At 38.9% G+C, this 18802-nt stretch carries 13 protein-coding genes, 3 tRNA genes and 2 rRNA genes (1 of these 18 running past the window's edge); 17 read left to right on the plus strand and 1 reads right to left on the minus strand.

Features of this window, described 5'->3' with window-relative positions; translation table 11 throughout:
• From ACSVDJ_RS02050 to abc-f, 6 genes are all read left to right on the plus strand, one after another.
• Window positions 1-1935: ribosomal RNA gene (locus tag ACSVDJ_RS02050) — 23S ribosomal RNA — on the plus strand; it begins 998 nt to the left of the window's first position.
• Window positions 1936-2129: 194 nt separating this feature from the next.
• Window positions 2130-2245, plus strand: a 5S ribosomal RNA gene (rrf, locus tag ACSVDJ_RS02055).
• Between the two features lie 10 nt (window positions 2246-2255).
• Window positions 2256-2330, plus strand: a tRNA-Glu gene (locus ACSVDJ_RS02060).
• 3 nt (window positions 2331-2333) lie between these two features.
• Window positions 2334-2409 (plus strand) — tRNA-Val (locus ACSVDJ_RS02065).
• A gap of 16 nt (window positions 2410-2425) precedes the next feature.
• A tRNA-Asp gene (locus ACSVDJ_RS02070) sits at window positions 2426-2499 on the plus strand.
• A 425-nt stretch (window positions 2500-2924) separates the two neighbouring features.
• On the plus strand, window positions 2925-4715 hold the full coding sequence (gene abc-f, locus ACSVDJ_RS02075; protein WP_439170259.1) for a ribosomal protection-like ABC-F family protein: 1791 nt from the start codon (window positions 2925-2927) through the stop codon (window positions 4713-4715).
• 42 nt (window positions 4716-4757) lie between these two features.
• Here abc-f and ACSVDJ_RS02080 read toward each other — a convergent pair whose 3' ends face one another.
• Window positions 4758-5969: a multidrug effflux MFS transporter gene (locus ACSVDJ_RS02080; protein WP_439170260.1), complete on the minus strand. Its 1212-nt coding sequence runs from the start codon at window positions 5967-5969 to the stop codon at window positions 4758-4760.
• A gap of 593 nt (window positions 5970-6562) precedes the next feature.
• Between ACSVDJ_RS02080 and ACSVDJ_RS02085 the strand changes: the two genes are divergently transcribed.
• From ACSVDJ_RS02085 to ACSVDJ_RS02135, 11 genes are all read left to right on the plus strand, one after another.
• Window positions 6563-7576 carry a LacI family DNA-binding transcriptional regulator gene (locus ACSVDJ_RS02085; RefSeq protein WP_439170261.1) on the plus strand — a complete coding sequence of 338 codons (1014 nt, stop codon included), beginning with the start codon at window positions 6563-6565 and terminating at the stop codon, window positions 7574-7576.
• 28 nt (window positions 7577-7604) lie between these two features.
• Window positions 7605-8426, plus strand: a complete 822-nt coding sequence (locus tag ACSVDJ_RS02090) for an ABC transporter permease (protein WP_439170262.1) — start codon at window positions 7605-7607, stop codon at window positions 8424-8426.
• Window positions 8427-8442: 16 nt separating this feature from the next.
• Window positions 8443-9528, plus strand: a complete 1086-nt coding sequence (locus ACSVDJ_RS02095) for an ABC transporter ATP-binding protein (protein ID WP_439170263.1) — start codon at window positions 8443-8445, stop codon at window positions 9526-9528.
• A complete protein-coding gene (locus ACSVDJ_RS02100) occupies window positions 9500-10666 on the plus strand; it encodes an extracellular solute-binding protein (RefSeq protein ID WP_439170264.1) in 1167 nt (388 codons plus the stop codon). The genes ACSVDJ_RS02095 and ACSVDJ_RS02100 overlap by 29 nt, the downstream gene beginning before the upstream one ends.
• Complete coding sequence (locus ACSVDJ_RS02105; protein WP_094834724.1) at window positions 10666-11487, plus strand: ABC transporter permease; 822 nt, start codon at window positions 10666-10668, stop codon at window positions 11485-11487. Before ACSVDJ_RS02100 ends, ACSVDJ_RS02105 begins: the two co-directional genes overlap by 1 nt.
• An 18-nt stretch (window positions 11488-11505) precedes the next feature.
• Window positions 11506-12795 carry a hypothetical protein gene (locus ACSVDJ_RS02110; protein ID WP_439170265.1) on the plus strand — a complete coding sequence of 430 codons (1290 nt, stop codon included), beginning with the start codon at window positions 11506-11508 and terminating at the stop codon, window positions 12793-12795.
• Window positions 12788-14332, plus strand: a complete 1545-nt coding sequence (locus tag ACSVDJ_RS02115) for a CehA/McbA family metallohydrolase (RefSeq protein ID WP_439170266.1) — start codon at window positions 12788-12790, stop codon at window positions 14330-14332. Before ACSVDJ_RS02110 ends, ACSVDJ_RS02115 begins: the two co-directional genes overlap by 8 nt.
• Entirely contained in the window at window positions 14322-15650 is a 1329-nt protein-coding gene (locus tag ACSVDJ_RS02120) for an MATE family efflux transporter (RefSeq protein WP_439170267.1), read from the plus strand. The genes ACSVDJ_RS02115 and ACSVDJ_RS02120 overlap by 11 nt, the downstream gene beginning before the upstream one ends.
• Before the next feature lie 166 nt (window positions 15651-15816).
• Complete coding sequence (locus tag ACSVDJ_RS02125) at window positions 15817-16050, plus strand: hypothetical protein (protein ID WP_439170268.1); 234 nt, start codon at window positions 15817-15819, stop codon at window positions 16048-16050.
• Between the two features lie 449 nt (window positions 16051-16499).
• Window positions 16500-17558 carry a DUF5105 domain-containing protein gene (locus ACSVDJ_RS02130; protein ID WP_439170269.1) on the plus strand — a complete coding sequence of 353 codons (1059 nt, stop codon included), beginning with the start codon at window positions 16500-16502 and terminating at the stop codon, window positions 17556-17558.
• A gap of 13 nt (window positions 17559-17571) precedes the next feature.
• Window positions 17572-18708 carry a YvbJ-related protein gene (locus ACSVDJ_RS02135; protein ID WP_439170270.1) on the plus strand — a complete coding sequence of 379 codons (1137 nt, stop codon included), beginning with the start codon at window positions 17572-17574 and terminating at the stop codon, window positions 18706-18708.
• Window positions 18709-18802: the final 94 nt, after the last annotated feature.

The raw sequence follows: 18802 nt of genomic DNA on the forward strand, positions 1-18802 counted from the left end.
AGTGATAAGATCCGTAGTCAAGAGGGAAACAGCCCAGACCACCAGCTAAGGTCCCAAAGTATACGTTAAGTGGAAAAGGATGTGGAGTTGCTTAGACAACCAGGATGTTGGCTTAGAAGCAGCCACCATTTAAAGAGTGCGTAATAGCTCACTGGTCGAGTGACTCTGCGCCGAAAATGTACCGGGGCTAAACGTATCACCGAAGCTGTGGATTGACATCTTTGATGTCAGTGGTAGGAGAGCGTTCTAAGGGCTGTGAAGCTAGACCGTAAGGACTGGTGGAGCGCTTAGAAGTGAGAATGCCGGTATGAGTAGCGAAAGAAGGGTGAGAATCCCTTCCACCGAATGCCTAAGGTTTCCTGAGGAAGGCTCGTCCTCTCAGGGTTAGTCGGGACCTAAGCCGAGGCCGAAAGGCGTAGGCGATGGATAACAGGTTGATATTCCTGTACCACCTATTTACCATTTGAGCAATGGGGGGACGCAGGAGGATAGGGTAAGCGCGCGAATGGAAATGCGCGTCCAAGCAGTTAGGCCGATGACGAGGCAAATCCCGTCATCATCAAGGCGGAGCTGTGACGGCGAGGGAAATATAGTACCGAAGTTCCTGATTCCACACTGCCAAGAAAAGCCTCTAGCGAGGTAAAAGGTGCCCGTACCGCAAACCGACACAGGTAGGCGAGGAGAGAATCCTAAGGTGAGCGAGTGAACTCTCGTTAAGGAACTCGGCAAAATGACCCCGTAACTTCGGGAGAAGGGGTGCTCTTTGGGGTGAATAGCCCCGAGGAGCCGCAGTGAATAGGCCCAGGCGACTGTTTAGCAAAAACACAGGTCTCTGCGAAGCCGCAAGGCGAAGTATAGGGGCTGACGCCTGCCCGGTGCTGGAAGGTTAAGGGGAGCGCTTAGCGTAAGCGAAGGTGTGAACCGAAGCCCCAGTAAACGGCGGCCGTAACTATAACGGTCCTAAGGTAGCGAAATTCCTTGTCGGGTAAGTTCCGACCCGCACGAAAGGCGTAACGATCTGGGCACTGTCTCAACGAGAGACTCGGTGAAATTATAGTACCTGTGAAGATGCAGGTTACCCGCGACAGGACGGAAAGACCCCGTGGAGCTTTACTGTAGCCTGATATTGAATTTTGGCACAGCTTGTACAGGATAGGTAGGAGCCTTTGAAGCGTGAGCGCCAGCTTACGTGGAGGCGTTGGTGGGATACTACCCTGGCTGTGTTGAACTTCTAACCCGCACCCCTGATCGGGGTGGGAGACAGTGTCAGGTGGGCAGTTTGACTGGGGCGGTCGCCTCCTAAAAAGTAACGGAGGCGCCCAAAGGTTCCCTCAGAATGGTTGGAAATCATTCGCAGAGTGTAAAGGCACAAGGGAGCTTGACTGCGAGACCTACAAGTCGAGCAGGGACGAAAGTCGGGCTTAGTGATCCGGTGGTTCCGCATGGAAGGGCCATCGCTCAACGGATAAAAGCTACCCCGGGGATAACAGGCTTATCTCCCCCAAGAGTCCACATCGACGGGGAGGTTTGGCACCTCGATGTCGGCTCATCGCATCCTGGGGCTGTAGTCGGTCCCAAGGGTTGGGCTGTTCGCCCATTAAAGCGGTACGCGAGCTGGGTTCAGAACGTCGTGAGACAGTTCGGTCCCTATCCGTCGCGGGCGCAGGAAATTTGAGAGGAGCTGTCCTTAGTACGAGAGGACCGGGATGGACGCACCGCTGGTGTACCAGTTGTCTTGCCAAAGGCATCGCTGGGTAGCTATGTGCGGACGGGATAAGTGCTGAAAGCATCTAAGCATGAAGCCCCCCTCAAGATGAGATTTCCCATAGCGCAAGCTAGTAAGATCCCTGAAAGATGATCAGGTAGATAGGTTCGAGGTGGAAGCGTGGCGACACGTGGAGCTGACGAATACTAATCGATCGAGGACTTAACCAATAAAGCAGAGGCGACTGTTCAGACATGACAAGCAAATGTTCTGACGCTGGAAAGACGTTAGTCTTGTAAGCGGTAGGTTATTTGACTCGAATGTCTAGGAGCCGGAGCTAGAAATAGATACACCAATAGGCGATTTGCAAGGTTACAATACTTATTATCCAGTTTTGAAAGAACAACTCTTTCAAACTTTATAGTCTGGTGGCGATAGCGAAGAGGTCACACCCGTTCCCATACCGAACACGGAAGTTAAGCTCTTCAGCGCCGATGGTAGTTGGGGTTTTCCCCCTGTGAGAGTAGGACGTTGCCAGGCGATTAAAGTAGGCCCGTTGGTCAAGCGGTTAAGACACCGCCCTTTCACGGCGGTAACACGGGTTCGAATCCCGTACGGGTCACCATTTGGAGGATTAGCTCAGCTGGGAGAGCACCTGCCTTACAAGCAGGGGGTCGGCGGTTCGATCCCGTCATCCTCCACCATTTAATTTTATTAAATGGTCCGGTAGTTCAGTTGGTTAGAATGCCTGCCTGTCACGCAGGAGGTCGCGGGTTCGAGTCCCGTCCGGACCGTCATTTAAATGTGCAAAGGAAAAAATCCTTTGCACATTTTTTATTTTCAATTTATTATAAATTTATAGTTGTAAAAATATAGATATTATGTTAATGTAAATATAACTAAATGAAGGAGGCATCGAAAATAGCACAATGGATATCCGATAATTTTTTCGCTTAATTAATTGAAAAGCAAAAAAAATGACTTTGCCTAGGCAAAGAAGCGGGATATTTGTGTCTATTTTTAAATGCCTTGATCGGAATAAAAATGAGTGAGTATAGCAACAACCTCTGCATAAGAGGGTGTGGTCTATTCTTGTTTCATTTTATTTAAGGACACAGGTGTACGTATAGCCTGTGTTTTTTAATTTGTATATAATAAACCAATTTAATCAACAGACACTTTCCGCTTTTCTTTGGTGAAGAAAAATGGAGGAATTAATATGTTTATGTTAAAAGTAGAGAATGTCAAGATGGAACTTGATGGAGTAACTGTGTTTGAACATGCTTCGTTAGAGATTCAAGAAAATGAACGAGTGGCTTTGATCGGAGAAAATGGGGTAGGTAAGACAACGTTACTAAAAGGTATTCTTGGGCAACTACCAATGATAGAAGGGAAAATTACGTTTGGGGTTTCTCATGATGAAATTGGTTGGATGATGCAAGATTCAGACGGTGATGTTTGTCTTTCTACTCGTGAATGGGTGGAAAGTGAGAATCAAGAGTTGAGTGAACTGAGGAGAGGCTTGTTAAAGAGTCAAAAGGAGAAACGACTGGATGACTACAGTGAAATTCTTCAAAGGTATTTGGATATGGATGGATATCAATGGGAAGTTCAAGTAGAAAAGATGTTAAATCAGCTCGGTCTTTCACAAGCTGTATGGGAGTTGCCGTTTTCTAGCTTAAGTGGCGGGCAAAAAACGAGGGCTAAGTTGGCGAGAGTCATGATGAAATCACCTAAATTATTAGTTCTTGATGAACCGACAAATCATTTGGATACAGAGACGATCCATTGGCTCCAAGATTGGCTCAATCGTTATCGAGGTAGTGTGTTATTTATTTCTCATGAGCGGGATTTCATTGATCAAACGGCTCAGGTGACGTACGAATTGATGAAAAAAGGAACGAAAAAATATCAAGGTGGGTATCAAGCCTATAAAGTGCAAAAAGACCATGAGATCAAGTCGCTCCAATCGTTGTATGAGAAGCAGCAACAGGAGCGGAAAAAGCTAATGGAAACCATTCAAATGTATAAAAATTGGTATCAACAAGCAAATGCTGCCGCGAGTGTGCGTAATCCATTTGCACAAAAGCAAGCAGCGAAACAAGCGGCAAAATATAAAACGAAGGAAAAGGAGTTGGAGCGCTTAGAAAGTAAACTTGTCGACAAACCTCAAGAGGTGGCGTCTATTCAAGCGAGTTTTGATGCGAGAGACTTTTCTGGAAAGAAGATGCTGGATGTCAACCAAATTAACTTCTCCTATGGAAATGATCTTGTTCTTCGTCAAGCCAACATGCAAATTAAACAAGGTGATCGACTAGCGGTGATCGGTAAAAATGGCAGCGGTAAAACGACGTTATTAAAACTGATGGCTGGAAAATTAACGCCGATGAGTGGGAAGATAGTAAGAAATCCACAATTAAAGATCGGCTATTTTTTTCAAGAGCTTGAAAATTTACATCCTGAACATACGATTTTAGAAGAAATTTTGTCTTTGCCAAATATGACTCAATCTGAAGCAAGGACGATTCTTGCCTGCTTTTTATTCCGAAAAGAAGAGGTTTATAAGCAAGTGAAGGAATTAAGCATGGGGGAGAAGTGCCGTGTTGCTTTTGTAAAGCTTTATTTTTCTGGAGCTAATTTGCTTATTTTAGATGAACCGACCAACTATTTAGACATTGCGACTCGTGAACGGATAGAAGAAATGTTGGGTGACTACGAAGGAGCGGTTGTTGTCGTAGCTCATGATCCATATTTGTTACGGAAAATCGCGAACAAGGTCGCGATCATTGAGGAAGGAAAGGTGTCTAACTATATTGGCACTTATGAAGAATGGGAACAGCATGTGAGTATCTCACCAGAAATTCAACAACTGAAAAATGAGCAGCAACGATTAGAATGGGAGATTGCCGTGTTATTAAGTGAGGATGGCATCGAAACAGAAGAGCAGCAGCTTGAAAAAGTGAGAAAGCTGAAACAGCAGCTGGAGCAGTTGAAACGGATGGAAGATTAAAAAAGGCGTCAGCTCGTGAAACATAGAGCTGACGCCTTTTTTCTATATTCTTTTGTGAATCAGGAAAAAGTAAGCAAACAAAGCGACTAAATTACAGCCGAGAATAATGATTCCCATAGGTAGTGCATTTTCGTCTCCTGCTATTCCAACGAGTGGTGATACAAGGGCGCCACCGATCGAAGGAAGCAGCCCAAGTAGAGCAGAAGCACTTCCGGCTGCTTTTCCTTGGCTTTGCATGCTAAGAGAGAAAGCTGTCGTTGAAACGACCCCTACACTTGAAACAATTAGAAAGAGAGCGATCACCATAGCGATTAATGGTAGTTTAGCAAGAACAACAACGATGAGCAGAACTCCACCTATAAATGCCATCAAGACCCCGCTAAAAAGTAGCTTCACTTCACTAATCGTACTAGATAATCTCCCAGCGACTTGAGCTGTAAGGATAATCCCAACACCATTAATGGCAAATAAAATCGAAAATTGCTGAGGTGTCACTCCGTAAATATTCTGCAAAATGAAAGGCGATCCTGCAATGTAAGCAAACATACTTGCCATAATGAGAGCTTGTGTGAGTGCTAGCCCCATAAATGAACGGTTTTTTAAGAGTACCCCAAAAGTTGTTAATGTCGCTTTTAAACTACTTTCTGAGCGGTGGTGGATAGGCAATGTTTCTGGTAAAAAGAAAAACACTGCTAAAAACATGATCAGTCCAATTACGCCTAAAATGATAAAAACGGCAGGCCAAGAAGTGAAATTCAAAACGGCTCCTCCGGAAATGGGTGCAAGAATTGGTGCAGCTCCATTGACAAGAGCGAGTAAAGAAACAAATTTCGTTAATTCCTTTCCAGAATATAAATCACGAGCAGAAGCACGAGCAATAACAATTCCAGCAGCTCCTGTTAATCCTTGAACGAAGCGAAGGAAAACAAGTATCCAAATATTAGGACTAAAAGCGCATAGCACAGAGGCCATGGAATAAACGATTAACGTAGAAATAAGCGGTTTACGTCTTCCTTGTATATCACTTAAAGGGCCGAAAATTAATTGCCCGATAGCTAGCCCTAGTAAACAAGCAGTTAAGCTTAATTGTGCGAGTGAGGTCGTTGTATGTAAATCTTCTGCGACCATCGGAAGAGCAGGCAGGTACATATCCATTGATAATGGACCAAATGCTGTTAAAGACCCAAGAATAAGCACGATCCAAGCTTTGCTTAATGGGTTCGCCAGCTCTGTTTGTTTTTCTAATGAGTTCATCTTCTATTTCCTTTCAAGTTAATTTCCAATGCATGACACTAGTCTAACATAGGGGGTGGAAATATACACCTTTAGAACAGTAATAATAGTAAACATGATTAATATCATGGTGGGTTTATATGAAAACATATTTATCAGTAAGTTAATCTGTACCTTTTCGACAAAAATTTACAAACTTAAAGAAATACTAGCCACAAATAATATTTACTTTTTTATAACAAAGTATTAATAGAGGTTTAATAAATGTGAGCTATTCTATGCTTATCAACGACGTAGGAACGATTCTATGTAGTGTGGATGTTACATATATATTCTTTCTAGATTTAAGTTTCCATTATCTTTTCGACATATTTCAACGATTACTGTGTATGACAGAAATAAATAATTTATTTACTTTTTTATAACAAAGCATTAATAGAGAATTAATAAATACAAGATATGATTAATTTATAGAGCATATGGGAACGGTTCCATAAAAGTTCAGATTATGCTTATAGATGATCAATAGTTTTGTATTCCAGAAAATACGTAGTAATGGTAAATAAATAATAATATGGGAACGATCCCATAAAGTTTTGTAAAGGTGATGTGTAATGAATATTAAAGATGTCGCACAAAAAGCGGGCGTCAGTAAAACAACTGTTTCGCGAGTGCTAAATAATGAAAAGTATGTATCTGATGAGAAAAGAGAGAGAGTTCGTCAGGCTGTAGAGGAGCTAGGTTATGCGCCGAATTGGGTAGCCAGAAGTTTAGTGACGAATAAAACCAACTTGATCGGAGTCATTGTGCCGGAAGTTGATTTGAGTTTTTATTACTCGATCATTTCAGAGATGGAAAAAATCGCTTTCGAAAAAGGCTATAAATTATTTGTCTGTAATACGTTGCATCGTCCAGAGAAAGAAATTGAATATCTTAGTTTATTAAAGGAGATGAGGGTAGATGGCTTGATTTTAATGCATGAAGAATTATCGAAGCAATCGATTAACATCATTCAAGATTGGGGAATCAATTCAATCTTCTTATGTGGTGAAATATTGGGTTCTGATATTCCTAGTGTACTTATCGACAATTATGCTGCTGCAAAGGCGATGACGGAGTATTTAATTGAATTAGGTCATGAAGACATATTGTTTATTGCTGGTAGTGAATCCGAACACGCGACATTAAACAAGCGTTTAGCCGGATTCATGGATGGGATTAAACATTCAAACAAACCAATTACATATAAAGTTGCTTATGGTGATTACTCCATGGATAGTGGTTATCAAGCAATGAAAGACGTTCTAGAACATAACAACAAGCCCACTGCAGTATTTGCAATCAGTGATGACGTAGCTGTTGGGGCAATGAATTGTCTAATGGATTATGGGCTTCAAGTACCTAAAGATGTGTCTGTTGCGGGATTTGATGCCAGTAAAATTTCAACAGTTTGCCGACCGAAATTAACAACGATCGAACAACCGATCGGATTATTAGCTAAAACGGGAATGGATAAGTTGATAGATCATATTGACAAAACGACCCATGAGAAAAAAATCTATGTTCCGTACCAGTTGCTCATTCGTGAAAGTTGCAAGCCACTTAAAGGAGGTGAGCATGTAACGTAAACTACTAATTTGGAGGCTATAAAAATTTATGTGGTATTTTAAGGCTTTATCGAAAGGAAAAATTATTGAATTTATTATTGTTGCAATATTTTGCTTGTTCTTTTTTGGACCATTATTAAATCTTGTTATATTAGCATTTTCTGGAGAATGGAGATATCCCGATATGTTTCCAACATCTTGGTCGTTAGATTGGTGGAAGTATGTTTTTGAAAACGATCAAATTGTCAAATCCATTCTTTTATCTTTTTTAATTGCAACGATTGTCACCATCGTTTCTATTATCATTTGTATTCCTGCAGCCTATGCATTTGCGCGACTGCAATTTCCATTGAGAAGAATGTTCTTATTCTCGTTCTTGCTGACAAATGCTTTCCCTAAAATGGGTCTTTATGTTGCGGTAGGTGTGATGTTTTATCAGTTTGGTCTTATGAATACTTTTGTAGGTGTTGTGCTGATCCATGTGATTAATACGCTTATGTATATGACTTGGATTCCTTCAGCGGCATTTAAAAATGTCCAAAAATCACAAGAAGAAGCAGCGAGAGATTCAGGTGCGTCTCCTTTAAGAGTGTTTTGGCATATTACTTTGCCTATTGCCGCACCGGGTATTATTGTAGCTTCTATCTTTACTTTCTTGTCTTCTCTAGACGAAGCACAAGGAACTTTGCTAGTAGGAATTCCAGATTATCAAACGATGCCTGTTATTATGTATTCTATTATTGCTGACTATCCGGCTAATGCTGGTGCTGTATTTTCGATTATTTTAACATTGCCAACGATTGTGCTGTTAATGGCTGCTAAAAAGTTTCTTGGAAATGACGCCGTCGCTGGTGGATTTCAGATGAAATAAGGAAAAGGTGGATGTAATGAGTGTGCAATTAGAAGTTAAAGACTTAACAAATATTTATAAAACGGGAGACGGGATCAGAGATATTCATTTACAAGTGAAAAAAGGAGAACTGTTAACTTTACTAGGCCCTTCTGGGTGTGGAAAAACAACAATCCTAAGGTCTATTGGGGGCTTTGTCACTCCTCAAAAAGGACAAATTCTGATTGATAATGAAGATATTAGTCAATATACACCTGAAAAAAGACCGACAGCTATGGTGTTTCAAAGCTATAATTTATGGCCACATATGAATATATATAACAATTTAGCGTTTAGTATGAAGCTTAAGAAGATGAAAAAAGAGGAGATCCGAGAACGGGTGCAGTGGGCGCTGAAATTAGTGCATTTAGAAGGAATGGAAACGAAATTCCCTGCTGAACTTTCCGGTGGACAACAACAAAGAATTGCTTTAGCAAGGGCATTATTATTAGATCCTAAAGTCCTCTTGCTAGATGAACCTTTCTCTGCTCTCGATGCCAAATTACGTCACGAACTAAGAGAACAATTGAGAGAAATTCAAGCGATTCAAAATTTGACAATGATATTCGTTACGCATGATCAAGAAGAGGCTTTAGCTATATCTGATCGCATTGCGGTAATGAACAAAGGGAACATTGAACAATTAGATGCTCCAAAAGAGATTTACAATTCGCCTAATACTTATTTTGTAGCAAACTTCATTGGGAAGATGAATTTTATTGAACGACAAGCGAAAGATGGAATCGTTCAATTAGGAAATTCCGTGTTTGAAGTGCAGGATGTAGGAAATTCAAAAGTAAATATAGCTATTCGACTTGAAGATATAGAAATTAGTGATTGTAACGGAGATGTAAAGGGTACGATCAAGAAAATTATGATGTTAGGTCACTATGCAGAAGTAACCATTGAAACAGAACTTGGCTTATTCAAAACATTTATTGAAAAGAGAAAGCTAGAGACATTAGCTGTTAATCAACAAGTAGAAGTAAGCATTAAAGCTGCTACATTTTACAAAGATAATCAACTACAACCAGTTGTTAAAAGGAGCGTAAATCATGTTCAAAAACTTACAACAGTACACTAAAAAATTATCTATCACAGCTATCGCAGGTATGACGGCTTTATCACTGGCTGCTTGTAGTGATACTAAAGAAGAAGGTAAAACAGAAAGCGGCTCTACGTCTGAAGAGAAAGTAAAGGTATCTTTATATTCAACAGGATCATTAAATGTGCAAACCTTTTGGGAAGAAGTGATTCCGAAGTTTGAAGAAGAGCATCAAGATATCGATGTTGAATTAGTATTTTTAGCTGCTGGTCAAGGTGGACAATCGACAATGGATCGTATGCTGGCGGCGAAAAAAGCGAATAAAGACTCAGGTGTAGATATTTATGAAGGTGGACTTGAAGATGTCCTTCGTGGAGAAGAAGAAGGACTATTTGAGAAGTTAAATGAATCGAATATTCCTAACATTACAAATATTAATGAGAAAAATATGGATGGAACGAAAGAACTGGCGATTCCACACCGTGCTTCTGCCGTTGTACTAGCATACAATAGCGACAAAGTGAAAGACGTGCCTAATACACCAGATGAACTTTATAAATGGATGAAAGATCACCCGGGTAGATTTGCTTATAATGACCCTACAACAGGTGGATCAGGAAGCTCATTTGTTATTACAACGCTTTATAATCAGTTACCAGAAGATGCGATGAATAGTCAAGATGAGAGCATCATGAACGATTGGGATAAAGGATTCCAAATCTTAAATGATTTAGAGCCTTATTTATATAAAGAAGGGATTTATCCTAAGAAGAACCAAGGGACGTTAGATTTATTGGCTAACGGAGAAGTAGATATGGTACCTGCATGGTCTGATATGGCTTTAGAACAAATGAATAATAAATTACTTCCAGAAACGACTAAATTAAAGCAATTAGAGCCAGGCTTTACTGGAGGCCCTGCTTATTTAATGGTTCCAGCAGATAACGATGAGAAGGAAAAAGAAGCAGCTCAAGAGTTTGTAAACTATGTATTAACACCAGAAGTTCAAGAAGTTGTTATTGAAAAAATGTACGGCTTCCCGGGTATTAAATGGGATCAATTAGATCAAGATTTACAAAAAGAGTTTGAAAGTGTATCAGGAGAATACAGAATCTTTAACGGTGGTACGTTAGGAGAAGAGATCAACAAGAGATGGCAAAAGGAGATTGCTAATTAATGAATGAAAAGAAGCAAAAGTTTTTGGGAGTGGCGATGGTTTTACCATCGTTTCTCTCCTTATTTATTCTAGTCATTTGGCCAGTTTGTATTTCGATTAAACAAAGTTTTTTAAATGAAAACGAAGAATTTACTTGGGATAATTATAAGTATGTTTTAACAGATCCTATGATGGTAGCTAACTTCAAGCATACGATGATCATTACATTAGTTTCGTGTGTATTAGTATTAATGATCAGTTATGCACTTGCAGCTTATTTAAGGTTTTCAACGAGTTGGTTTGCCAAATTTATCGGTAGGTTCTACTTTATTCCGATGTTTATTCCGGGGATTATTGCCATCTATGGATTTATTAATATGTATCGTGAAACGGGCTGGATTGCTAGATTTATCGGTTCGGAAAACATGCCTACATTTTTGTATGATATTAAGGGGCTTATATTAATGAATTTATGGTTTAATATCCCATTTACTACGATGCTTTTGCTTTCTGCATTATCAGCGATTCCTAACTCAGTGATCGAAAGTGCTAGAGACGTAGGAGCTAAAAAGCTTACAGTGTTTTTTAAATTTATTTTACCTCTGTCTTATAATACGCTATTAGTAGCGTTAACCTTTGCATTTATGGGGATTGTTGGTAGCTTTACTGCTCCATTTTTAATTGATAAAAACGCTCCTCAAATGCTAGGAGTTTCGATGCAGCAACATTTCTCTGTCTATCATGAATTAGGGCAATCAAGTAGTATAGCGGTTATTTTATTTCTAATGTGTGCAGCGGTCGGCTTTATCTACATCAGAAATATGATGAAAAATGAAAGCTAGTTATAAGGAGTGCAAACTATGAAGCCAACGATCCATGAAATGAAACGAGACGTATTCAATCAATCAGTTGAATATATCGTTGATGCTCCAGCAAAAGGTTTATATAGTTTAGATATTCAAGCTACGTCTCATTCCGATTGGGGACGAAAAGGAAACGAGTCTAATTTATTAGTAGTAGAAGTAATGAATGAGGACAATCAAGCCTTTCATTATCATATTGTTACATATATGGGCGAGGAGCGTTATTGTTATAAATTATTTCTTGGATTTATTGCAAAAGGATCTTATAAAGTCACGATCAGTAATCAAGAAGTTCCTGTTTGTGAACGAACGATCGTAACGGTCCATGAGGTGAATTTAAGAGAATTACAGCTGTCTCCATTAGAAACACTAGCGCATCAGCATGCGCCAGTACTATACGGAAGGAATCATTTTTCACCATTTGATAGCTGTTATACAGATACTCCTTTAGCGTTGTCATATTTAATGGCGGAGTTAAGTAATGACATCATCGAAATAGAATATCATTATGTTTTTAGCCATGAGGATGAAGGAACACCAGGACAATTATTAATGTCAAAATGGGGAAGAACACTAGATATTGAATATTGTTATCGAGTGAAATGGAACCGAAAAACGTCTGAAATCGTAGAAGCGAGATATCAAGGACCTCATCATGAAGATCGTGCTTTTATCGGTCAATATGTGAGCGGCAGCCACCGTCCTATTTTGCAAACGAGAACGACTAATGGCAATTTTGATCATGTGATCGATTCGGAATACTGTTTTTCGGTCGCACCAGAGATTTTCTGGGATCATCAGACAGAGCCACGTGAATGGTTTATGAGGAAGCGTCCAGATATTAACTTAGTGATGATTAAGGAAGCAGAACGGCAACTATCCCAAAATTCGGTTCCGATGAATCAAATTTCCTCGCCTACGAACTATTTATATGCCTATTGCTTTACGGACAAAGAAGAGAGCGATCATGTGATTGACTTCGTGTATCAATTAGGTGGGAAAGAGGTTAGTTCCTCGCATGATTTTTATAGTCCAGTTTATGGATTAGGTTCTTACAGTGATGCATTTTCAAATTTTACTATTGCCTTTGAATACGATGAAGTGCAGCCATGCCTGTCTTCGTTGCGTGTTCGATTGTTAGAAGGTGAAAACATCACCATTAATAAAATAGAGTTTTATATGTTACGTGAGGATGGCATGTTGCATTTATTGGAACGAACAGAACAGCCTATCATTTTAACAAAAAAAAGCTCGATGATTTCGATAGGGGGATTAAGCAATGAGTGAAGCGTTACAGAATAAAGTAGAACTATTGAATAGCCGGATGGTCGTTCATCAAAGCTCTGATCAAAGTCATATTTCCCATCGATTTTTTTTGCCAGAAGGCATTGAAGCTCTTACTATTAGTTTTTCTTATTCCCCTAAATTCGTTGAATACGGGCCAGGGAATCAAGAGATTGTACGTAAAGCTTTTGATTTTTATGATGATAAATTGGCAAAGAATAAAAAAGTCGTAAAGGATTTTTCTCCTTTTAAAAATTTATTAACGATTTCAATTGAAGATCCTATTGGATTTCGGGGGAATTGCCATCGTTTTCATCCTGAAGGTTATGAGATCTATGTGTCAGACGAGAATTCGACTCCAGGTGTATTAAATCGTGAAATGAAGAGTGGGATGTGGACCATTACAATCAATAGTCATTGTATTTTGTCAGAAACTTGTGATGTACAGTTAATTGTTCATGGCACACAATCTATTCATCAAGATAAACGATGGTACAATAAGCCATTTGAAGATATAGAGAGGATCAACTTCACGACCAATAAGGACAGTGAGAGCCCAAGTAAAAACAGTGCATATTCTTGGAAAAGAAGTGAAATTCATTGCCATACGAACCATAGTGACGGGGTTCAAACAGTAGAAGAGCTTGTAAGTAAAGCGAAGGAATTAAACATTTCTTGTTTAGCGATTACTGATCATAATACGATGAGTGCAACGGAAAAGTTGGAACAATTAGAGGCAACGTATGGGGTCAGACTGATGAGAGGGATCGAGTGGACCACTTTTTATGGTCATATGTTAACACTTGGTTATGATCAATTAACGGCGATCAATTGGAGCAACGTGGGGCCTACCTCTATTGAAGAAAGTATTCAAGAAGTGAAGAAGGAAGGCGCGATTGTTGGGATTGCGCACCCGTACCAATTAGGCTCTCCTTTTTGCACAGGATGTTATTGGGAGTATGAGACGTTAAATATTGATCATTATGATTTTATCGAAGTGTGGAATGGAGAAAATCCGCACATTAGTAGAATCAATAAAGCTGCTTTTGAAACATGGACTGAATTATTAAATCAAGGCGTGAGAATTCCAGCTACGTGTGGTCGAGATTGGCACGTAAATGAAACAAGTAAACAATTGGCCTTTTTATATTTATACTTACCAGAAAACCCAACGATTGTGGACATGAGACAAGCGATTAAAAGAGGAAATTCATTTGTTAGCATGGGACCTCAGATTGAATTTCATGCGGCAGATGAGTATATCTCAGGTGATGTGCTATCTGTTCATAATCAAGATCAAATTAACGTTCAAATAGATATTTCTGAGTACAATGATCCATATGTGATTGTGATTGACTCAAATGTAGGAGCTGTATATAGAAGTGATTGTGAAGGGGATATTCGCCAAACTGTAGAAGTAAAAACGAATATCGATTCACAACAAGTCAACTGGATTCGGTTGTTAGTTTACTCGGATCGCAGAGAACTAATAGCCTTTACGAATCCGATTTATTTTGAAGCAGAAACGCATGAGTCATAACCGAAAAATCACTTTATTTTCTTTAGCTTCTATCATATTTATTGAACAAGTCTTTAGAGTTTTACAAGGAAATATCGATATTTTAGTATTAGGGAAAGTTTCAAATGATGCAGTAGCTACTGTAGGACTCATTAATCAAATTATGGCATTAAGCTTCATCTTTGTGAGCATCGCCGTTTTAGGAACCAATATTTTATTTTCCTATTATTACGGAGAGAGAAATTATTTAAAAATGTCACAAATGATGGCGAGCGGAATGGCCTTTGTCTTATGTGTAGCTATTGTATTATCGGTGGGATTGATCATTTTCTCTGAAGAAATATTGTTAACGATGGGATTAGATGATTCACTAGTGGATTTAGGAAATGAGTTTTTTATGATTTTGGCATTTTCTATTCCGATCCAAGGGATTAATTCCGTTTTTCTAGTATATTTAAGAAACGTGCAAATGAGAAGGGTCATTATCGTGACGTTAATCATTAGTACAATCGTTAATTTCATCGGAAATATTTCTAGTTTGTTTTTATTTGAATCTGTCCATAACATTATGCTTGTAGTCGCCATAATGACAGGTGTGTCTTATTTAATTCCTTTCTTTGTTTATGGCTATTTTATTTTGAAATCAGACATTGTTCAGTTGAAAGTGAAATATATTCATTCATCTAATGTGAAAGAAATCTTTCGATTAGGTGCTCCGACAGCGGCTGAACAGTTTTCATATATGATCTTTCAATTGTTTTTAAGTTGGGTTGTTCTATCTTGGGGATTGGAGCAACTAAAGGCAAAAACATATGTTCAAACGTGGTCGGAGTTTATTTTTCTTTTTACAATTACGATTGGGCAAGCGACACAAATTCTATTAGGTCAACGATTAGGGGCCAATAAAGTAGAAGAGGTTGTTCCGATTGTTTCAAAGAGCATTAAAGTGAATTGTGTCGTCAGTGTGATGCTTAGTTTATTATTATATTTGCTTCATGATCATCTTGTCGCTTTTTATCATCTTAATGATTCGATCGCGATGTATATTGCTAGCATGCTGTTAATTACGATTTTTTTAGAGCCGTTCCGAGCAATTAATGTCAATTTAATTAGCTCATTATATGCTATGAAAGATACGAAGTTTGTTTTTATTAGCATTTTCTCTCTTTGGTTCATTGTCGTACCTATCCTGTTTATTTTTAAAAATGAATTAACGATTGTGGATGTCTGGATGATCATGGTCGGGGATGAATTATTTCGCTCGATACTATTCTTCTTGAGATGGAGGCAACAGCTAAAAAATAGACTAGGTATAAAGGTGTGGCAAAAGGTTGTTTAATGGGCTGCCATGAGCAAAAAGGTAATGAGGCTGGGACAAAAGGTTTTCATCTAATAAAAGAAGCCGAACTATTATTTAGAACTTCGTAATAGTTCGGCTTTATTATGTCATTTGACTAAAATCAAATACTCAACTTCAAAAGATTGCGAAAAAACACCATTTGTTAGTGACGACGAGTGTTGATTTATGGAGGGGAGCGACAGCGACGCAAGCAAACATGATAGTAGCTGTGTATTTAGGGGTTTCTCTTGCCTTCGGTAAAAATATGATTAACTGGGCAGATGAAAAGTTTCGATATTATGTGCTTAAAGAGGATTCTAAGTCTGTCAAGAAGTATGGTATGGAGCATACAAACATGATTTCAGAGGCTGGATTCGTCATACTGTTGTCTTTGTCATAGGAGCTACATTTTTACTAGGACTGATGTTTCTTATTGATGACCCATCAAGGACTGAGGCATTGGAGGGCGCATTTAAACTATGGTCGCTCGTGCTTGGGATTGATTTACTTATCATTACCAGTCACTTCGTTTGGCCGACACGACCTAAAGTGTAAGGGGGTGCATATACATGCGTCCCCTTAGCTATTTGTATATTGGTTCAATGGAGAAATATATTGTAGAAAAAATATGATTTTTGACGGTACTGATTTACATATTCCTATTGTAGGACGAATGACTTAAAGAACCTTTTGATATCATATTATGAAAGTATCGATTAATAAAAATAGTTAAATATAACTATTAATTACATATTGTTTAATTTATTGTAATTATTTATCATTGAGGGCGTGGTAGGCAATATATTCATGATTAACAAATGATGTTAAAGGTAGAGAGGAGTGGATTGTATGAAAGGGAAATTAGGCACGTTCACTTTAATGATCGTTATAATGACAGTGCTTGCCGCATGCAGCAGTGAGGGGAAAAGTGAGGGACCTTCAGGCAAAAGTAAAGTAATGGAGGCATCTGTTGAAAATGCATCGTATATTTTAGCAGGTGAAGATGGTGAGGTGTCTGAAAGTCAAGAAAGGGGTCTATTACTAGTTAAATTTAAAATAAAGAATCTATCAAAAGAATCAATTGATGTCTCTATACATAGAAATATTAAATTATATGATGGGGATGAACAGCTCGAACCGGTTATAGACCTTTATAGCAGGGATGTAGATTTAGAATTATTATCTAACGGAGACGTTGGTGCAGGGAAGGAAAAGCCGCTTTTAGCCGCTTTTGAGGTAGAGAAAGATAAGCAATATGAAATTGGGGTACAACCTACGTTAAAAGACTATTCTAAAGAAGCGGAAGAAGTGAAGATCAAGCTAGATACGAAAGAGTATGCAGAGAGTTATGATACACTACAAGATCCAGCGAAAGCGTTAGTTGCCTATATTGATACGATTTACTTAGGGAAAGAAAATGTGGACTATGAAAAGTATGTATCCGCTGATAAAACGGCTCTTCAACAAGAGGCGAAAAGCGTATTCAAAGAACGTGTGGAAAGCTTGGCTTATGACACGACAATGGCGGATGCCGACATCGAGAAATATTATAACAGTTATAAATCGGCACTTAATCAAAAAGCGACAATCGAGGCCACAACGGTAGCGAATGCTAATGATCAAGCAGTTGTCCATTTGGAATATTCAACGGTACCTTTGCAAGGATTGAGTGAGGCTATGTTAAATCTTAAAAAAGAATACAACGACAACAACCCTTATGATTCAGAAAAGTCGGAACAATACGCTTTATCTAAATTTGATGTAATGGTTAATGGCATCGAAGTGAAGTCAGCGAGAGACCCACTAAAGATCAAGATGGTTAAAAAAGATGGAAAATGGACGGTGGACACATCTGACCATTATAGTGAGTACTTAGTGGAAGCGTTTGCTGACGGGTCAGTATACTAAGGGGGGGTGGCATATGACAAAAAACAAATTGCTGACCTTGATAGCGATGTTAGTAGCTGTATTGTTAGTTGGAGTGTACGTAGCGATGCAACAAGTAGTGAAGCCAGAAAAAACAGTCGAAAAGTTTACAGAAGCTGTTTCAAAGGAAGATCCGAAATTGTTGAAGAAATTAGTCATAACAGACAATAAGAAAGCGGCAGTGAATGATACGTCAATGAAGGCAATGATCGATTACTTAAAAAAGAATAATAGTAGCTTTGATGCGATTAAAGAAGGATTGAAGCAACAAGTTGAGGATGAAGACTACGTTGCTCAGAGTCAACAAATTAGTTTAATAGAAGATGGAAAGAAGTGGGGATTGTTTCCAAACTATAAATTGAAAGTTAATACAGTGATGCTCAAAGTTACAGGACAGAATAAAGACGATCAGCTAGCTCTTACGATTAATCAATTAAAAAAGCCACTATATAAAGAAGATGAGGCTTTATACGGACCTGTTATTCCAGGTGTTTATGAAATGAAGGTTAAAGTTAGTAACGCTATGGGTTCTTTTTTTGATGAGCAGAAAGTAGATGCATGGGGAAATAAAGAAGTTAGTATCATTACAGATAGTGTTCAACTTGCACGGGATGATGAAAAAGTACAAAAAGACATCTTGAGTGCGATTGATGTATTCAACAATGACGTGGCCTCGTTCCAAGCCTCTGGGTTCAATATTGAAAAGTTGACGAACGCAACGGATGATATTAAAAACGATCCTACGATGAAAGCTGACAAAGCGATATTTGAGGAGACGAAAAACTATATTGCAGAGTTACAATTCAAATATTTAGGTGCGATTGTTAATCTTGATCAAGTCAGCTTGAGTTACTTTGATGGGCAGTGGAAAGCCCAAGTGAACGCGCTCGTTGATTATCATTCAAAATTGACGCTTAAAGAGAGTGGAGAGAGCAAAGAAGAACAAACGAAGTCAATTGGACAATATTTATTAGTGTATAATACGGAGAAAAAACAATGGCTGATTGAAGGGCTGCAATCTAAACCGGCGATGGGAACTGAAGCTGATAGTTGGAAAAATAAATTAGACATGAAAGTGAAGAGTCCGCAAGTTCATACATGGAGTCAAAGTAATGAAGGGAATTATTTTTAATTCATATTTGGTGACTTGCACGAGGTAGATGACAAAGAGGGTCGTTTAAATAGTCCTATCGTGACTAATCGGTACTTAAATGAAATTCCCCAAG

Source organism: Bacillus sp. Hm123 (assembly GCF_051842975.2).
GTDB lineage: Bacteria > Bacillota > Bacilli > Bacillales > Domibacillaceae > Bacillus_CE.

Bases quoted from the DNA above. Each gene is read 5' to 3' on its own strand.
- abc-f (WP_439170259.1), top strand. From the start codon at position 2,925: ATGTTTATGTTAAAAGTAGAGAATGTCAAGATGGAACTTGATGGAGTA.
- ACSVDJ_RS02080 (WP_439170260.1), bottom strand. From the start codon at position 5,969: ATGAACTCATTAGAAAAACAAACAGAGCTGGCGAACCCATTAAGCAAA.
- ACSVDJ_RS02085 (WP_439170261.1), top strand. From the start codon at position 6,563: ATGAATATTAAAGATGTCGCACAAAAAGCGGGCGTCAGTAAAACAACT.
- ACSVDJ_RS02090 (WP_439170262.1), top strand. From the start codon at position 7,605: ATGTGGTATTTTAAGGCTTTATCGAAAGGAAAAATTATTGAATTTATT.
- ACSVDJ_RS02095 (WP_439170263.1), top strand. From the start codon at position 8,443: ATGAGTGTGCAATTAGAAGTTAAAGACTTAACAAATATTTATAAAACG.
- ACSVDJ_RS02100 (WP_439170264.1), top strand. From the start codon at position 9,500: ATGTTCAAAAACTTACAACAGTACACTAAAAAATTATCTATCACAGCT.
- ACSVDJ_RS02105 (WP_094834724.1), top strand. From the start codon at position 10,666: ATGAATGAAAAGAAGCAAAAGTTTTTGGGAGTGGCGATGGTTTTACCA.
- ACSVDJ_RS02110 (WP_439170265.1), top strand. From the start codon at position 11,506: ATGAAGCCAACGATCCATGAAATGAAACGAGACGTATTCAATCAATCA.
- ACSVDJ_RS02115 (WP_439170266.1), top strand. From the start codon at position 12,788: ATGAGTGAAGCGTTACAGAATAAAGTAGAACTATTGAATAGCCGGATG.
- ACSVDJ_RS02120 (WP_439170267.1), top strand. From the start codon at position 14,322: ATGAGTCATAACCGAAAAATCACTTTATTTTCTTTAGCTTCTATCATA.
- ACSVDJ_RS02130 (WP_439170269.1), top strand. From the start codon at position 16,500: ATGAAAGGGAAATTAGGCACGTTCACTTTAATGATCGTTATAATGACA.
- ACSVDJ_RS02135 (WP_439170270.1), top strand. From the start codon at position 17,572: ATGACAAAAAACAAATTGCTGACCTTGATAGCGATGTTAGTAGCTGTA.